The organism is Nonlabens dokdonensis (assembly GCF_002162835.1).
GTDB classification, from domain to species: Bacteria; Bacteroidota; Bacteroidia; order Flavobacteriales; family Flavobacteriaceae; genus Nonlabens; species Nonlabens dokdonensis_B.
In genome coordinates, this window is sequence record NZ_MAAX01000018.1 from 24511 (window position 1) to 41602 (window position 17092).

At 32.1% G+C, this 17092-nt stretch carries 15 protein-coding genes and 1 pseudogene; 15 read left to right on the forward strand and 1 reads right to left on the reverse strand.

Going from position 1 to position 17092, the window contains the following annotated elements; translation table 11 throughout:
- Positions 1 to 98: 98 nt before the first annotated feature.
- Positions 99 to 1376: an OmpA family protein gene (locus A9Q93_RS01020; protein WP_303685519.1), complete on the reverse strand. Its 1278-nt coding sequence runs from the start codon at positions 1374 to 1376 to the stop codon at positions 99 to 101.
- Between the two features lie 221 nt (positions 1377 to 1597).
- On the opposite strand from A9Q93_RS01020, the gene rfbB reads away from it, so the two are divergent.
- The 15 genes and pseudogenes from rfbB to A9Q93_RS01095 form a co-directional block, all read left to right on the forward strand.
- The gene (gene rfbB, locus A9Q93_RS01025; protein WP_303685520.1) at positions 1598 to 2644 is read left to right on the forward strand and encodes a dTDP-glucose 4,6-dehydratase; all 1047 of its coding nucleotides are present in this window, start codon (positions 1598 to 1600) and stop codon (positions 2642 to 2644) included.
- Complete coding sequence (gene rfbA, locus A9Q93_RS01030) at positions 2644 to 3507, forward strand: glucose-1-phosphate thymidylyltransferase RfbA (protein WP_303685521.1); 864 nt, start codon at positions 2644 to 2646, stop codon at positions 3505 to 3507. The genes rfbB and rfbA overlap by 1 nt, the downstream gene beginning before the upstream one ends.
- Before the next feature lie 70 nt (positions 3508 to 3577).
- Entirely contained in the window at positions 3578 to 4546 is a 969-nt protein-coding gene (locus tag A9Q93_RS01035) for an SDR family oxidoreductase (RefSeq protein ID WP_303685522.1), read from the forward strand.
- A 39-nt stretch (positions 4547 to 4585) separates the two neighbouring features.
- Entirely contained in the window at positions 4586 to 5866 is a 1281-nt protein-coding gene (locus A9Q93_RS01040; protein WP_303685523.1) for a nucleotide sugar dehydrogenase, read from the forward strand.
- A gap of 1 nt (position 5867) precedes the next feature.
- Complete coding sequence (locus A9Q93_RS01045) at positions 5868 to 7262, forward strand: nucleotide sugar dehydrogenase (RefSeq protein ID WP_303685524.1); 1395 nt, start codon at positions 5868 to 5870, stop codon at positions 7260 to 7262.
- Between the two features lie 95 nt (positions 7263 to 7357).
- Positions 7358 to 8485 (forward strand): non-hydrolyzing UDP-N-acetylglucosamine 2-epimerase, encoded by a 1128-nt coding sequence (wecB, locus tag A9Q93_RS01050; protein WP_303685525.1) that lies wholly within the window; start codon positions 7358 to 7360, stop codon positions 8483 to 8485.
- Entirely contained in the window at positions 8486 to 9976 is a 1491-nt protein-coding gene (locus A9Q93_RS01055; RefSeq protein WP_303685526.1) for an oligosaccharide flippase family protein, read from the forward strand. It begins immediately after the preceding gene.
- The gene (locus A9Q93_RS01060) at positions 9960 to 11117 is read left to right on the forward strand and encodes a polysaccharide pyruvyl transferase family protein (RefSeq protein ID WP_303685527.1); all 1158 of its coding nucleotides are present in this window, start codon (positions 9960 to 9962) and stop codon (positions 11115 to 11117) included. The genes A9Q93_RS01055 and A9Q93_RS01060 overlap by 17 nt, the downstream gene beginning before the upstream one ends.
- Entirely contained in the window at positions 11114 to 12241 is a 1128-nt protein-coding gene (locus A9Q93_RS01065; RefSeq protein ID WP_303685528.1) for a glycosyltransferase family 4 protein, read from the forward strand. The genes A9Q93_RS01060 and A9Q93_RS01065 overlap by 4 nt, the downstream gene beginning before the upstream one ends.
- Before the next feature lie 9 nt (positions 12242 to 12250).
- Positions 12251 to 13423, forward strand: coding sequence for an O-antigen ligase (locus A9Q93_RS01070; protein WP_303685529.1), 1173 nt, complete (start codon positions 12251 to 12253; stop codon positions 13421 to 13423).
- The gene (locus tag A9Q93_RS01075) at positions 13410 to 14528 is read left to right on the forward strand and encodes a glycosyltransferase (protein WP_303685530.1); all 1119 of its coding nucleotides are present in this window, start codon (positions 13410 to 13412) and stop codon (positions 14526 to 14528) included. Before A9Q93_RS01070 ends, A9Q93_RS01075 begins: the two co-directional genes overlap by 14 nt.
- A gap of 277 nt (positions 14529 to 14805) precedes the next feature.
- A pseudogene (locus tag A9Q93_RS01080) lies at positions 14806 to 15057 on the forward strand (DapH/DapD/GlmU-related protein); the annotation flags it as partial.
- A 2-nt stretch (positions 15058 to 15059) separates the two neighbouring features.
- A complete protein-coding gene (locus A9Q93_RS01085) occupies positions 15060 to 16094 on the forward strand; it encodes a polysaccharide biosynthesis protein (protein ID WP_303685531.1) in 1035 nt (344 codons plus the stop codon).
- A complete protein-coding gene (locus A9Q93_RS01090) occupies positions 16094 to 16519 on the forward strand; it encodes a WxcM-like domain-containing protein (protein WP_303685532.1) in 426 nt (141 codons plus the stop codon). Before A9Q93_RS01085 ends, A9Q93_RS01090 begins: the two co-directional genes overlap by 1 nt.
- A gap of 10 nt (positions 16520 to 16529) precedes the next feature.
- A partial coding sequence (locus A9Q93_RS01095; protein ID WP_303685533.1) for an NAD-dependent epimerase/dehydratase family protein occupies positions 16530 to 17092 on the forward strand: 563 nt, incomplete at its 3' end.

Below are 17092 nucleotides of genomic sequence, written 5' to 3' on the forward strand. Positions count from 1 at the left end.
CTATTATTAAAGGTCTACTATTATGCAAACATGTTAAAATAAGAACATAAAAAAAGGGTCGCAAACTGCGACCCTTTGTAAATATTATTTCCTTAGAATTAGTTTACTCTGAAAGTAACACGTCTTACTAATTGTCTAGCTTCAGCACTACTTTTATCTACAGAAGCATCTTCACCATCACCATTGTGAGATAAACGACCTGCATCTATACCAGCAGCAATTAATACATCATAAACCATTTTTGCTCTACGCTCAGAAAGGTTTTTGTTGTATTCCGGACTACCGATTTCATCAGCATAACCTGTTAATGTTGCATTTGCTGAAGGATTGTCTTTCATATACTTTACAATAGTATTCATTGCACTTAAAGAATAAGTAGCAGGTTTAGTACTATTAAATTTAAAGTAAACATTCACATAACCTTCATTGATTAGTTGTTTAATCAAATCACCATTTGCTCCGTTATCACCTGCGACAGCAGCTTGAAGATCAGAAGAAGTAACATATCTTGAATCTAAACCACTTTCCATGTCATCAGGAATACCATTTTTATTTAAATCAAGAGCTCTACCTTTATTATCAACACGTACACCACTTTCTGTAGTATTATCTCTATCTAAATAATTAGGTACACCATCTTGATCATCATCAGCATTCTCCATTGCCATTTTTTCCATTTGAGCTGCAAGCTCATCTACTTTAGCTTCTAAAGCATTTGGTGCATAATCGATAGGCATTGTACCTTCACCTAAATATAAAGTCAGTCCAATGGATGCATTTACTAAGAAACCATCAAATCCACGAAGAACAACTTGATTAGAACCATCAAAAGTTCTGTCTTGGCGTACATGACCTATAGCTGAAAGATCACCAAAAATGGCTAAACTATTCGTTAGTCTATACGTAGGTGTAATACCTGCTTGAAAGTTTAACATCCAGTCTCTATCGTCTAATGGCTCCTCGAAGTCTAATGCAGAAGCTCCCATACCACCATGTAACAATAGACCAAATCTATCACCTATAGCTTCTAGACCGAAAAAATTTCTTGCGTTTACTACCCCTTCTAATGTTACTCTATAATAGTTAGAAGAAAAATCAAGGCTTTCATCATCTGATTCAATTGAATTGTAACCTAAATCTAGGTTCAGACCAAATTTCTCATTGAACATGTACCTCACACCTAGATCAACTTGAAAAAGATCTGGAGTGTTAGTAAAATAACCTGCAGCAACTGGCCTTACAGGTTTGTGTACACCAGCACCAAAGTCTAGTGCCCATTGCTTGTACTGTTTTGAGTCTGACTCTGCCTCTTCTGTTGTTTGTGCATTTACCATTAGGCCTAATGCTAAAAACGATAATGTAATTAATTTTTTCATAAGTATATTTCTTGCTTTCAGGGCAAAGATATAAATTAATTAAAAAGACTCACTCTTTATTAAGTAATTTTTATAATTATTAATTGATTTATTAGTTTCTTAATAATGAAACTTAATCGTTTCATTATGAGATGTTTTTGAAGTTGTAAGTTCTTTTTTATCCTATACAGCTTTTTTTTGTTTTCATGTTTGTAAGTTTGTTATCTGTTATTAAAAATTACATGGCAAAAAAAATTTTAATTACTGGTGGTGCTGGATTTATAGGATCTCACGTGGTAAGGAACTTTGTGAGAAAATACCCTGAATATAACATTTACAATTTAGATGCTTTGACATACGCAGGGAATTTGTCAAATTTAAAGGACATAGAAAGCTGTTCTAATTATCATTTTATTAAAGGTGATATAACAGATGCAGAGTCAATGAATTTATTGTTTAAGAAGTACAGATTTGACAGTATAATTCATCTAGCGGCAGAGTCTCACGTGGATCGCTCTATAAAAGATCCGTTAATTTTTGCAAAAACTAATGTTTTTGGAACTTTAAATCTACTGGAATCGTTTAAGAAATTTAGCGACTTTCAAAACGGATTATTTTATCATATCAGTACAGATGAAGTTTATGGTAGTTTAGGAAATGAAGGTTTATTCACTGAGCAAACTGCATATGATCCCAATTCGCCATACTCTGCTTCTAAAGCAAGTTCAGATCACTTTGTAAGGGCATATGGAGAAACTTATGGCATGCGCTATGTTATTTCTAACTGCTCAAATAATTATGGTGCCTACCAGTTTCCTGAAAAACTTATACCATTATTTATAAATAATATTATAAATAATCTTCCTCTACCTGTATACGGAGACGGTAATTATACAAGAGATTGGTTATATGTGGAAGACCATGCAAATGCAATTGATGTTGTATTTCATGAAGGTGAAAATCAAGAGACATATAATATAGGAGGTCATAATGAATGGAAAAATATAGATTTAGTTAGATTGCTTTGTAGCAAAATGGATGTTTATTTGGATCGTAAACAGGGAGCAAGTGAAATGTTGATAACCTTTGTAAAGGATAGACCAGGTCACGATCTTAGATACGCTATTGATGCGACAAAAATCAATCAAAATTTAAACTGGAAACCATCTTTAAGTTTTGAAGAAGGTCTTGATAAAACGATCAAGTGGTATTTAGAAAACCAAAAATGGTTAAAGAATGTTGCTAGTGGTGAATATTTAAATTATTACAACCAGCAATACCTACAATAATGAAAGGAATTATATTAGCAGGAGGTTCAGGAACAAGATTACATCCTTTAACTTTAGCAGTAAGTAAGCAATTATTACCTATTTATGATAAACCGATGGTCTATTATCCGCTGTCGGTGCTTATGCTTTCTGGTATTAAGGAAATTCTTATTATTTCAACGCCTCACGACTTACCTAACTTTAAAAGGCTCTTGGGAGATGGAAGTCAGGTAGGTTTAAAATTGTCTTATAAAGAACAACCTAGTCCAGACGGTCTGGCACAAGCATTTATTTTAGGTGAAGATTTCATCGGTGAAGATCCTGTTGCTTTAGTTTTAGGCGATAATATATTTTACGGCGCTGGTTTTCAAGCAAAATTACAAAACGCTGTACATGATGTGACTTCAAAAGAAAAAGCCATTGTATTTGGTAATTATGTTAAAGATCCAGAACGCTATGGAGTTGCATCTTTTGACTCAAATGGTAAAGTAACTTCCATCGAAGAAAAACCTTTATTACCTCAATCTAATTATGCAGTAGTAGGACTATATTTTTATCCTAATTCTGTCATTGAAATAGCTAAGCAATTAAAACCATCAAAACGAGGTGAATTAGAGATCACGTCTGTAAATCAAGAATACCTAAGTCAAGAAGTTTTAGAAATGCAAATGTTGAGTAGAGGTTTTGCATGGTTAGATACTGGAACACATGAAGCTCTTACCGAAGCCACAGAATTTGTTAAAGCTGTTGAAAAACGTACAGGATTAAAAATAGCTTGTATAGAAGAGATCGCATTAAAAAATGGATGGATTAACAAAAAAACATTATTTGAGCAAGTCAAAGATCTAAAAGGTGATTATTATGACTATGTAAAAAGTTTATGAACTTAATTATCAAAAATTCTAAACTTCATTTTGTCATATTTGAAGTTTTAATACATATATTTTTGCTTGAATGAAAAACAAATTACTAATAACAGGAGCCGCAGGTTTTATAGGTAGTAACTTATCTGAGTATTTTTGCGATAAAGGCTATGATGTTGTAGCCTTAGATAACCTTTCTACAGGATTTTATAAAAACATAGAGCATTTAGAGAGTTATTCCAACTTTAAATTTATTGAAGGAGATATCAGGGATCAAGCAACTTGTCGTGCTGCAGTTAATGGGGTAGATTACGTTTTACATCAAGCAGCATTAGGAAGCGTACCTAGATCATTGAAGGATCCTATTAACTCAAATGAAGTTAATGTATCAGGATTTTTAAATATGCTTGTAGCATGTAAAGAGGCAGGTGTAAAAAAAATGATATATGCAGCTAGTTCCTCAACCTATGGTGATTCTAAAGAATTACCCAAAGTGGAGAGTAAAATCGGCAGACCACTTTCCCCATACGCTGTAACCAAATTTGTAAATGAGTTGTATGCTGATGTTTTTTATAAGTCTTACGGTTTCAATTCCATCGGATTAAGATACTTTAATGTTTTCGGTAGAAAGCAAAGTCCAGAAGGTGCTTATGCAGCGGTTATTCCACTTTTTACTAAAAAACTCATGAATTTAGAATCGCCGGTAATAAATGGTGATGGTTCTTTCTCTAGAGATTTTACCTATATTGATAACGTCATTCAGGCTAATGAGAAAGCCATGCTATCTACTGACCCCAGATCTGAAAACAATGTTTTTAACGTAGCTTGTGGTGATCAAACGAATCTTAATTCATTAGTAAAACTTTTGAGGAAAGCACTTATAAAATATAATGAATCAATCGCTGATGTAGAAATAATTTATGGACCACATAGAGATGGTGATATTCCACATTCATTAGCGTCTATTAAAAAGGCTCAAGAGATTTTACGTTATGAGCCGCTTTTTCATATAGAAGAAGGTCTGAACCTTGCAGTAGATTGGTATTGGGAAAATCTGTAAGTATAACCGCTTTCGCGAAAGCGAGAAACTAATCAAAAAATGAAAAAAGATAAAATTACCATAATAGGACTGGGCTATGTCGGGCTACCATTAGCAAGGCTGTTTGCTACCAAATATGCGGTTGTAGGCTTTGACATCAACAAGACTCGAGTAGAAGAGTTACAAGCGGGAATTGATAAAACCTTAGAAGTGGAGCAAAATTTATTGCAAGAAGTTCTGAAGGAAAAAAATTCTAATGGCGAGGGGTTATTTTGTACATCAGACGTTAACGAGATAAAAGATTCTAATATATACATAATTACTGTCCCCACTCCGGTTGATAACAATAATAAACCAGAATTACTACCATTATATAAAGCAAGTGAAACAGTAGGTGAAGTTTTGACTAAAAATGATATAGTTGTTTATGAATCAACTGTTTATCCTGGAGCTACTGAAGAGGATTGTGTGCCTATTATAGAGTTACACAGTGGATTAAAGTATAATGAAGATTTTTTTGTAGGTTATTCTCCAGAAAGAATCAACCCAGGAGATAAGAAGCATACGGTTGAAAAGATATTGAAAGTAACTTCTGGTAGTACAATTGAGACAGGAGTTTTAGTAAATAATCTTTATAGTAGTGTTATTGAGGCGGGAACGTATCTAGCGCCTTCTATCAAAGTTGCAGAGGCTGCAAAAGTTATAGAAAATTCCCAACGTGATATTAACATAGCATTTGTAAATGAACTTGCAAAGATTTTTAACCTGATGGAAATCGATACCAATGATGTACTGAAAGCTGCTGGTACTAAATGGAATTTTTTAAATTTTAAACCAGGATTAGTAGGAGGACATTGTATAGGAGTAGACCCTTATTATTTAGCCCATAAAGCTCAAGAATTGGGTTATAATCCAGAGGTAATTTTGGCGGGAAGACGTATTAATGATAGCATGGGTTCTTATGTTTCTAGCGAGGTTGTGAAGCTCATGATTAAAAATGATATTAAAGTAAAGGGGAGTAAAATTCTCGTTTTAGGAATTACCTTCAAAGAAAACTGTCCAGATGTTAGAAATACTAAGGTCATTGATGTTGTAAGAGATTTACAAACCTATGAAACGGTTGTTACTGTAAGCGATCCTATTGCAAATCCAGAACATGTTAAAAATGAATATGGGATAGAATGTTTTACATCATTACCTAGTGATCAATATGACGCAATAGTTTTAACGGTTGCTCATTCTGAATATAAAGATATTGATTTAGGTAATCTTTTAAATTACAATGGTGTGATATACGATGTTAAGGGTATTTTAGGTAATTTTGCTCATCAAAAATTATAATATGGAAGTTAAGAATATTTGCTGTATAGGTGCAGGTTATGTAGGAGGACCAACTATGACTATGATAGCCGCAAAATGTCCTAGTATACGAGTTAATGTGGTTGATATCAATGAAGCGCGTATTGCGGCTTGGAATGATCCTAACGTAGATAATATTCCTATTTATGAACCTGGGCTATCTGAATTAGTTGCAGAAACTAGGGGAAGAAACTTATTTTTTACAACTGAAGTGAATAAGGCTATTACCGAAGCTGATATGATCTTTATATCTGTTAATACTCCAACTAAAACTTATGGGGTAGGAAAAGGTATGGCAGCCGATTTAAAATATATCGAACTTTGCGCTAGACAAATAGCCTCTGTTGCTAAGAGTGATAAGATTATTGTGGAAAAGTCTACACTTCCGGTCAGAACAGCAGAAGCTTTGAGAAGCATCTTAGATAACACTGGAAACGGAGTTAATTTTGATATACTCTCTAATCCAGAATTCTTAGCAGAAGGAACAGCAGTATCTGATTTGTTAAACCCTGATAGAGTGTTGATAGGTGGAGAAGATACAGAAAGAGGACGAGCAGCACAACAAGCCTTAGTTGATGTTTATTCTAATTGGGTTCCTAAGGATCAGATTTTGACTACCAATGTTTGGTCTTCAGAATTATCTAAACTTACGGCAAATGCATTTTTGGCTCAGCGTGTAAGTAGTATTAATGCCTTATCAGAACTATGTGAGGTAACTGAGGCAGACATAGGCGAAGTAGCTAGAGCAATAGGATCTGATTCTAGAATAGGTTCTAAATTTTTAAAGGCATCTGTTGGCTTTGGTGGTTCTTGTTTTCAAAAAGATATTCTAAATTTAGTTTACATAGCACAAAGTTATGGACTAAAAGAAGTCGCTGATTATTGGGAACAGGTAATTATAATGAATGATCATCAGAAAAGAAGGTTTGCGAAAAAAATTGTAAAAACCTTATTCAATACAGTGTCAGGCAAAAAAATAGCTATTTTAGGTTGGGCATTTAAAAAAGATACTAACGATACCAGAGAGTCGGCAGCAATTTACGTTGCAGATTATTTGTTAAATGAGCAAGCAGAAGTAGTCATATATGATCCTAAAGTTACGGTTGATCAAATATATAGTGACCTCGATTATTTAGGTACCAGATCAAGTCAGGAAAATAGAAATTTGTTAAAAGTAGTAAATGACCCAATGGAGGCAGTAAATAATGCTCATGCAACAGCAATATTAACTGAATGGGATGAGTTTATTGATTACGATTGGGAAACGATAAATGATAAAATGCTTAAACCTGCTTTTTTGTTTGATGGTCGTCGCATATTAGATGAAAATAAACTGAAGGATTTAGGATTTGATTTTTATGGTATCGGTAAGGGGTGATTCTTTATTGCTTAATAGAATGGTTTTCAATTTTTTGTTTGTTAAATAGCTTATATTTAAATTTTTAATGTGAAGCAATGAATAATTTTAGGGGAATGTCAAGAAAGAGAAAGATTTTAATAGTTTTTGGAACACGACCAGAGGCTATTAAAATGGCGCCTTTAGTAAAGGCTTTTAAGGATGAATTAGTTTCATTTGAGACCGCTGTATGTGTAACAGCTCAGCATAGAGAAATGTTAGATCAGGTTCTTGATTTTTTTGAAATTCAACCAGATTATGACTTAAATATAATGAAAGCTGGTCAAAATCTTAATTCATTGACAACAGATATTATTGCTGGTATGAAGCCAGTGTTAGAAACTTTTAATCCTGATTATGTTTTTGTCCATGGAGACACTACAACAACTATGGCGGCTAGTATTGCAGCCTTTTATAATCAGTCTAAAGTTTGTCATATAGAGGCAGGGTTACGAACTAACAATAAATGGTCTCCTTTTCCAGAAGAAATCAATCGACAAGTAACAGGAAGGATAGCAGATTTACATTTTGCCCCAACTATAACATCAAAAAATAATTTGCTCAATGAAAATATAGACATTGAAAAAATATTAGTCACCGGAAATACCGTAATTGATGCTTTAATAAAAAGTGTTGAAAAGGTAAATATTAATCCAAGCGATCTTGTTAAAACGCTAGATTCGAAAATTAATAATAAAGAGGTGTTATTGGTAACGGGACATCGTAGAGAAAATCATGGTGAAGGTTTTGTTCAGATTTGTCAAGCTCTAAAGGAAATAGCGACTCTAAGGCCCGATTGTGTAATCATCTATCCAGTTCATTTAAATCCTAAAGTACAAGAGCCTGTTAAAAGAATTCTTGCGGATGTTAAAAATATAATGCTGATAGACCCTTTAGCATATCAAGACTTTATTTGGTTAATGGATAAAGCGAAGCTCATTATTACTGATAGTGGAGGAGTTCAAGAAGAGGCACCTAGTTTGGGTAAACCAGTTTTAGTCATGAGAAATACCACAGAACGACCAGAAGCCGTAGAAGCAGGTACGGTAATCTTAGTTGGTACAGATAAAGAATTAATTGTGTCAGAAACTTTAGATTTGCTTGATAATTCAGAGCGCTTTGCTAAAATGAGCAAACTCCATAATCCTTACGGAGATGGTAATGCATGTGATCGAATTGTGGATTTTATTAAATCAATCCAGTAAATGATCAATTCCCTTCAAAAAGGAGAATATTTTATTAGAACTCTCTTTAAAAACAAAATTATCAAAAGTGTAATTTGGTCTTTTTTAGGGACATTTATTTCTAAGGGATTTGTTTTTTTAGGTATGTTCTTAGTCGCTCGAATGGTTTCTGTTGACGATTATGGATTGATTGGATTACTTCAATCTTTTATCAATACCTTTACACTTTTCAGTTTGGCTAGTTTTGGTGTAACTGCTACTAAATATTTAGCTAAATACAGTAAAACAGACAAAGTTAAAGCTAGTGAAATATTATCCCTTACTAGTTTATTCGTATGGTCAATTAGTTTGTTAGTGTTAATTTTATCAATCGTATTTATAAATCAATTAGAGTCTTTTGTAATCGGCAGAAATGGCCTTTATTTTGAATTATTAGTTTGTATAGCTGCTATATTTTTTGCTTCTTTAAACGGTCTTCAGGTAGGGGCATTGGCTGGGTTAGAAAGTTTTAAAAAGATATCAATTGTCAATATTGTAAATGGCATATGTGTCCTACCGTTAATGTTTTTCGGAACTAAATATTTTGGAATTTTGGGAGTTGTAGTTGCTATTGCAATAACCAATCTTTCAACTTGGATATGTTCACAGATATTACTCCATCAGGAGTTGAAGAAAGCAGAAATTAAAATTGTTTTTACTGGTCTTTTTCAGCATAAATCTATATTATACAATTTCAGTCTGCCGGCTTTTGTTAGTAGTTTGATGATTAGTCCTATAATATTATCAACTAATGTAATTTTGACAAAATATAATTTAAATGGATACTATCATCTCGGTATTTATAATGCTAGCTTTTACTTTTCTCAAATAGTTACTCTTTTAATTGGGATAGTAGGTCAAGTGTTTTATCCTTTAGCCATGCGTAATTTTGGTAAATCAAATAAAGTTTTTGATTTTATTAATATCGTCCATCCTTTCGCAATAGGTTTGTTTTTGGTCATTCCTATTTTAATATTACCTGATATTTTTGCTCAACTATTTGGAAATAAGTATAGTAATGACGACATGTATTTGACAACAATTTTAATCGGCAGTTTTACTATAGTTAATTCTTTAAAGGTTGGAATAGGTAGAAATTTTGCTGCCGGAAATTTGATGTGGTACAGTGTCTTTAGTAATTTATTTTGGGGTATTCTGGTATTACTTTTAAGTTATATTCTTGTAGACTATGGAGCTATAGGAAGAGCACTATCCTATTTTTCTGCTTATCTGTTAAATTTTCTCTTATTTGTTCCGTTTTATATTAGAAAAAGACTCGTAGATCCCAAATTAATTTTTAATAAATTTAATTTATTTATTTTAATGATATTAAGTTCCATTTTATTCAGCTTCATTAATCTATCTTCTGTATTTCCTAGAATAATTATTTTATTGTTAAGTGTGGTTCTGATCGCTTACATCTTATATAAATGGTTTTTAAATTATACAACTACACATGGTAAAAAATATTGATATAGCAATAAGAGGAGGCTACGGACTTTATAATTTTGGAGATGACGCTCTCATACATTCTCTCTTTAATTATTTAACAAAGGATAAAGGTATTGACCCAAAAAAAGTGGTTCTATTATGCCGAAATGAGGCATATTTACATAAGTTATTGATTGATGTAAATGTTCTTAATTATAATTATTTACCTAAAGATTTAAAAATTAATCATTTAATTTATGGGGGTGGAACACAATTTTATTCTTTTGATCCAATTAAAGAAAGTAAAATTGAAAAGTTTTTAAATCATCCAAAAAGAACTTTGAAAAATGCCTTTTTTAAAGCTCGTAACCTCTTTGTTTCTAATAAGTTTTTAGAAAATAAATTTGAAATTACAACCAATGTTAATCATCATCACTTGTTGGGTGTAGGTTTAGGTCCTTTTTCTGCAAATGATACTACCATCGAAAATAAAACAAAAAGATTGTTTAAAAGTGCTGAATTTATTAGCGTACGGGATGAATTTGCAGAAGGTAAATGTAAAAGCTGGGGAATAGAACATTTTATTAAGTCTCCTGATATTTGTTATGGATTGGATGTCGGCGTGCAAAAGGAACATAATTCAAGTGTTAAAAATATTGCGATAATTGTGAGAGACTGGAACCATAACATTGAAGGTAAAGAATATTATAACTCAATTATGGATGCGGTTAAAGATTTGAGAACTCTAGGGTATAATATCACATATGTATCGTATGATATGTATTCAGACTTGACATGGTTAAAATATTTCAAAGATCAGAGGGAAAACATTCTACAATGGGATCCAAATAACAACACTATTGACAAATTCATTGAAAGTCATTATAAATTTGATCTGGTAATTACCGCCAGGTTTCACGGAGCTGTTTTTACTTCGTTAATAGGTAAACCTTTTATTACAATTGGAATTGAGCCGAAATTGGAAATGATTTCTTCGTTATATTCCGAAGGTAGTCATTGCTGGAATATGCCTTTTGAGAAAAGAAATGTTTTAAAACTTGTTAAGGAAATTGATGAAAATTATTCAACCTACGTCGAGAATGTTCATCATCAAACCTTGGAAAACAAAAAGAATGCTCATTTTCAATTTGAGGCATTATATAAACAAATAGCAAATAAATGAGAAATATCAGGATATTTTATATCGCTTTTTGTAACGAAATAGGCGATGAAATTTTAATTGGAGGCATACAGAATTATATTAAATCTCTTCATTCGGTTACTTCTAAGGCAGGTTATAATTGTAATATATATCAGTATGGTAATACAACTTTTGAAACGGTTATAGAAAATATTTCAATTCACTCTTTAGAGTATAGAAATTCCAACAATGTTAAAAAAGCGATGAAATTTATTTTTGATAAATTTTCTCAAGGTTTTGAAGAAGATGATATTATTATTTGGGGTTCTGATACATTGGCCATTCCTGTAAAATTTGAAAATGTTATCGCTATTCAACATGGGATAACTTTTGATTTAATTTATTACAATAATCTACGTGGACTTTGGAGAAAAAACTTTTTTGGTAAAGTATATAAACAATTACAATGCCTCAAAGCACGTAAAAGTTTTCAGATTCCACAAAAAATAGTTTGTGTTGATTATAATTATCAAAATTGGGTAAGGACTCAGCTACCGAGAAACTTGAGCGATAGAATTCAAGTTATTCCAAATTACTCTATTCCTTCAACAGAATTAAATATTAATAAAGTCGATAAAGAAAAAATAAAAATTTTATTTGCTAGAAGATTTTCTTTTGAAAGAGGTATGGAAATCATGTTTGAAGTTGTGGAAACCATATTAAATTCTCACGATGATGTAGAATTTACTTTCTGTGGGGATGGCCCGTATAAAAAGTCTTTAATTAAAAAATTTGGTAAGTTTAATCAGGTGACTATTACAAGTTTTGGAATTGGGGAGTCTGAAGTATACAATTTATCTCATCATATCTCATTAATTCCAACATATGGAAGTGAAGGTACATCTTTTTCATTGTTAGAAGCAATGGCTTGTGGGACGGTTCCAATCGCATCTGACGTTGGTGGAATGACAAACATCATTTTGAATGGATTTAACGGTATTCTGTGTAAGCCAAATGCTAAAGATTTTGTACAGAGTATTGAGTATTTACTAGAAAATAGAAGTTTACTAGATGTTTTATCTACTAATGCGTATGAAACAGTGATAGGAAGTTTTTCATATGACATTTGGGGTAAAAGATGGATAGATTATTTAAAACAATTTTAATATTCAGAATTGGAAACTAAATTGTCAAATTATATTGTTCAATTGAATGCATTTTTCTTGTTCTCGGGATATTATGTGGGGCTAATTGCTATCCTAGCTTTTTTTGGTGGGGAAATGAGCCGATTTTACTCCATTCCGTTAAGACTATTATTAGTCATTTCTTTGCTATTTGGAATACGACTTAATAATTCGAAGTTGAACTTAAGTGAATTAATAATAATAGGATTCACATTCTTATATATATTAAAAATATTTATATCTGAAGCGTTTAATGCAAACTTGAGCAAAGCGTGGTATGAATATGTATTTTACTATCTAGCATTTTGTTTGTTTCCTTATTTATTTTTTGGGGGACTCAAGCATATTAATATCAGGAAACATTTTTTCCATATTGTAATGTTTTCAGGAATTTTAATGTGTGTAGCTACTATCTTTCTTTATCGTGAATTTATATTTTCTGGAGTTGGCCGTTTAACAAATTCAACAGTTGATAATTTATCAACTGTGAGTCCTTTATCTCTGGCTTACGGAGCAGCCCTGAACTTATCGTTAATATTCTGTTATATATCTGATTTGAAGTGGAAGAATATAAATTTTAAAGTTTATATTTTAATCAATTTAATACTCAGTCTTTTTATATTTTTCATTGGATCAACGAGAGGAGCATTATTAGCACTTGCATTATCACTTTTATATTTATTAATTACTCGAAAAGGAATCAGTAAGGTTAAATATTTGATTTCAGGGGTTTTTCTAGCCCCAGTACTTGTTTACTTATTTAACTTATCGGGCAGTAATTTATTAGAAAGGACACAAAGTTCAATTGATAAAGGAGATAATAGTGGAAGGGATTCCTTATGGAATGATGCATGGATTGAATTCTTAAACTCCCCATTTTTTGGTGGAGATATAGAAGTTTCAGGTATTTATCCACATAACCTTTTTTTGGAAATATTAATGGCAACTGGTTTTTTAGGACTATTTATTTTTCTCATTTCGATTAGCATCACTTTGATTAATTTTTCCAAAATTCAAAGTGTAAATAAACATATGATTTTCGTTTTATTTATTAATAGTTTTTGTCAACATATGTTTAGTGGGGCATTATGGAGCGCTATTCTTGTTTTTGTTTCTTTAGGTCTGATGAATTATAATGTAAAACAGAAGTATGAGATCAAATAATAAAATTTGTTGCATATATAATTATGCTCAACACTATCGTTTACCTATTTTTCAATTACTGAATGATCGGCTGGGTGTACATTTTTATTTTGGAAAGAATAGTAGTGATATTAAAGGGTTTAATTATAATTTGCTTTCAAACTTTGAAAGAGAATTAGAACCTATTTATCTTATAAAACCTTTTTATTGGTTGAAAGGATCATTATCACCGAAACTCCGTTCATATACTCATTTTATTGTTTTAGGTGAATACTTTTGTTTGAGTACATGGGCATTGTTAATCCTAAATAAAATTGCTGGTAAAAAAACCTATTTGTGGAGTCACGGCTATTATGGAAATGAAGGTTATTTTAAAAAAAGAATCAAACGGCTATTTTTTTCACTGGGGACTTCCAACTTACTTTATGGAGAGTATGCTAGAAACTTAATGATAAAGGATGGTATAAATGATCATAAATTGGAAGTTATATACAATTCTTTAGATTTTGTAAAGCAGTCTCGTATTTTTTCTGATCTAAAAAGCTCCACTTTATTAAAAGATCATTTTAAAAATTCAAATAAAACTTTAATATATATTGGTAGATTGCAACATAGAAAAAAAATTAGCATGATTCTTCAAGCTATTTCTATTATGAAAGATCAAGATCAAGAATATAATTTGGTCCTAGTAGGAGAAGGAGAATCACGGGCTGAATTGGAAGAGCTAGCTGTTGAGTTGGATATTAATGAACAAGTCTGGTTTTTTGGTCACTTATATGATGAAGAAAAGATCGGCCAGTTACTATTTGATTCTGATTTATGTGTTTCGCCTGGTAATGTAGGTTTAACAGCTATGCACTCGTTGGTTTATGGTACTCCTATTATCACACATGGAAATTTTCAAAATCAAATGCCCGAATTTGAATCTATAATTTCAGGTAAGAGCGGTGACTTTTTCGAGGAAAATAATATCCAAAATTTAGTTTTGAAAGTTGTACAATGGTTGGAAAATCATACAGATAGAGATGTTGTTAGGAAAGACTGTAGAAAATCTATTGAATCTAAGTATAATCCTGAATATCAATTTAAAATTATAAAACAAATTATTGATGAGAACAGTAATTAGAAAAATATATCGAAAAACTAGGATGCTTCTAATTAGGAAGCTTCGTGGCTATAAGTATATTCACTCGACAACTTATTTCGCTGGTAAATCAATTATTTCAAAATCATTAGTAGCTGAAGAATATGTTTTTATTGCTGACGATTGTTTAATCTATGACAAAGTGACAATTGGAAAATATACAATGTTAGCACCTAAAGTGAAAATTATAGGAGGAGATCACAAATATGATATTTCAGGTAAACCTAGTATTTTTTCCGGTAGAGGGAATTTAGAAACTACCAAAATTGGTAGGGATGTGTGGATAGGATATGGTACCATAGTTTTAACTGGAATAGAAATAGGTGATGGTGCAATTATAGCTGCTAATTCCACTGTAACTAAAGACGTCCCACCTTATAAAATATATGGAGGTAATCCCGCTAAATTTATTAAAGATAGGTTTACCGAAAAGGAAATTGAAATGCACAATCAAATGTTGAAAATGGACCTAGACAAACTAGGGTTTGGTTTTAACGACTTATGCCAATAATTATGAAAATCAAAAATAAAAAACTCTTAATCACCGGAGGAACAGGTTCCTTTGGGAATGCCGTTCTACAAAGATTCTTAAATACTGATCATTTTGGTGAAATCAGAATCTTTTCAAGGGATGAGAAGAAGCAAGACGATATGCGTAACAGTCTCAATAATGATAAATTAAAATTTTATATAGGTGACGTTCGTAATTATGATAGTGTAGAAAGAGCTTGTAGAGGTGTTGATTACATTTTTCATGCTGCTGCATTAAAGCAAGTGCCATCATGCGAATTTTTCCCTCTCGAGGCGACACGTACTAATGTGCTGGGTACTCAAAACGTAATCGATGCTGCTGCATTCAATAAGGTTAAAAAGGTAATTTGTTTAAGTACAGATAAAGCTGCATACCCTATAAACGCAATGGGTATTTCAAAAGCGCTTATGGAAAAAGTTGCTGTCGCTGCTTCTCGTAATAACAAGGATACTACGGTATGTCTAACAAGATATGGTAATGTCATGGCATCAAGAGGTTCTGTAATCCCTTTATTTTTAAAGCAAATTCAAAACGGAGATCCCATTACTATTACCGACCCTAAAATGACTCGTTTTCTGATGTCATTAGAGGAGGCTGTCGAATTGGTATTGTTTGCTTTTGAAAATGGTAATGCAGGAGACTTATTTGTAAACAAAGCACCTGCAGGTACCATAGGAGACCTTGCTCAAGCTTTAAAGGAGATGGTTGGGTCTGATAATGAGATTAAGATTATAGGAACTAGACATGGTGAAAAGTTGTATGAAACGTTGTGTACTAGAGAAGAAATGATAAAAGCAGAAGATATGGGAGATTTTTATAGGATCCCAGCTGATAATCGTGATCTTAACTACGCGCAATTTTTCTCTGAAGGAGAAAGCGCTATATCTGAAGTAGAGGATTACAACAGTCACAACACAGAGCAGCAAGACGTAGAAGGTATGAAAATGCTTTTATCAAAGTTACCTTTAATACGTAAGGAAGTTTATGGTGAAGATGTGACACAATATCCACACTAGTGTATTTAAAAGAACCATTTATAATAAAAGGAAATTCCCATTCTGATTCTCGCGGTGTATTAAAATTTAATAATGATTTTGACCTCACTCGAGTAAAGAGAGTTTATAGTATTTCTAATAGTCAAATCAATAATGTAAGAGGATGGCAAGGTCATCTGATAGAAAAAAGATGGTTTATGGCGGTAGATGGTGTTTTTAAGATAAATGTTGCTGCAATAAGAGATTGGCCATTAATAAATAGAGATCAAAATCCTTCTTCTTTTACGTTAGAGAATAATGCAGACGTACTTTATGTACCTGAAGGACATGTAACTCGAATTGAGCAAGTAAGCATAAAAGGCTCTTTGATGGTTTTTGCAGACTACTTTCTCAAAGAAATAGATGATGAATACAGACTAGAGTTAGATTATTTCTCTAAGTCATAATTAACAATATATGATCAACATAGGAATTACAGGTAATAAAGGTTTTGTAGGATCTCATTTGAAAAACACATTACTTTTAGAACCTAAAAAATATAACGTGATCCCATTTGAAAGGGCACACTTTGAAAATGAAGCACAATTAGACGATTTTGTAAAAAAGTGTGATGTTGTAGTGCATCTAGCGGCATTAAATAGACATAATGATCCTGATGTAATTTATAACACAAACACTTCTTTAGTTAAAAAGCTTATTGACTCATTTGAGCGCACAGAGAGTGCTCCTCATGTAATATTCTCTTCCTCATCTCAAGAAGAAAGAGATAACCTTTACGGCAAATCTAAAAAAGAAGGTCGTGAGATGTTTTCCGCTTTCGCGAAAGCGAGACAATCTACTTTTACAGGAATGATAATTCCTAATGTTTATGGACCATTCGGTGATCCTTATTATAATTCTGTAGTGGCTACATTTGCCCATCAAGTAACACATAACGAGACACCCAAAATTGAAATCGATGGCAATTTAAAATTAATATATGTAGGCGAATTAGTAGCGGCCATTATAGATCAAATTGA

Bases quoted from the DNA above. Each gene is read 5' to 3' on its own strand.
- A9Q93_RS01085 (WP_303685531.1), top strand. From the start codon at position 15,060: ATGAAAATCAAAAATAAAAAACTCTTAATCACCGGAGGAACAGGTTCC.
- A9Q93_RS01045 (WP_303685524.1), top strand. From the start codon at position 5,868: ATGGAAGTTAAGAATATTTGCTGTATAGGTGCAGGTTATGTAGGAGGA.
- A9Q93_RS01065 (WP_303685528.1), top strand. From the start codon at position 11,114: ATGAGAAATATCAGGATATTTTATATCGCTTTTTGTAACGAAATAGGC.
- A9Q93_RS01020 (WP_303685519.1), bottom strand. From the start codon at position 1,376: ATGAAAAAATTAATTACATTATCGTTTTTAGCATTAGGCCTAATGGTA.
- A9Q93_RS01035 (WP_303685522.1), top strand. From the start codon at position 3,578: ATGAAAAACAAATTACTAATAACAGGAGCCGCAGGTTTTATAGGTAGT.
- A9Q93_RS01075 (WP_303685530.1), top strand. From the start codon at position 13,410: ATGAGATCAAATAATAAAATTTGTTGCATATATAATTATGCTCAACAC.
- rfbA (WP_303685521.1), top strand. From the start codon at position 2,644: ATGAAAGGAATTATATTAGCAGGAGGTTCAGGAACAAGATTACATCCT.
- rfbB (WP_303685520.1), top strand. From the start codon at position 1,598: ATGGCAAAAAAAATTTTAATTACTGGTGGTGCTGGATTTATAGGATCT.
- A9Q93_RS01060 (WP_303685527.1), top strand. From the start codon at position 9,960: ATGGTAAAAAATATTGATATAGCAATAAGAGGAGGCTACGGACTTTAT.
- wecB (WP_303685525.1), top strand. From the start codon at position 7,358: ATGTCAAGAAAGAGAAAGATTTTAATAGTTTTTGGAACACGACCAGAG.
- A9Q93_RS01055 (WP_303685526.1), top strand. From the start codon at position 8,486: ATGATCAATTCCCTTCAAAAAGGAGAATATTTTATTAGAACTCTCTTT.
- A9Q93_RS01040 (WP_303685523.1), top strand. From the start codon at position 4,586: ATGAAAAAAGATAAAATTACCATAATAGGACTGGGCTATGTCGGGCTA.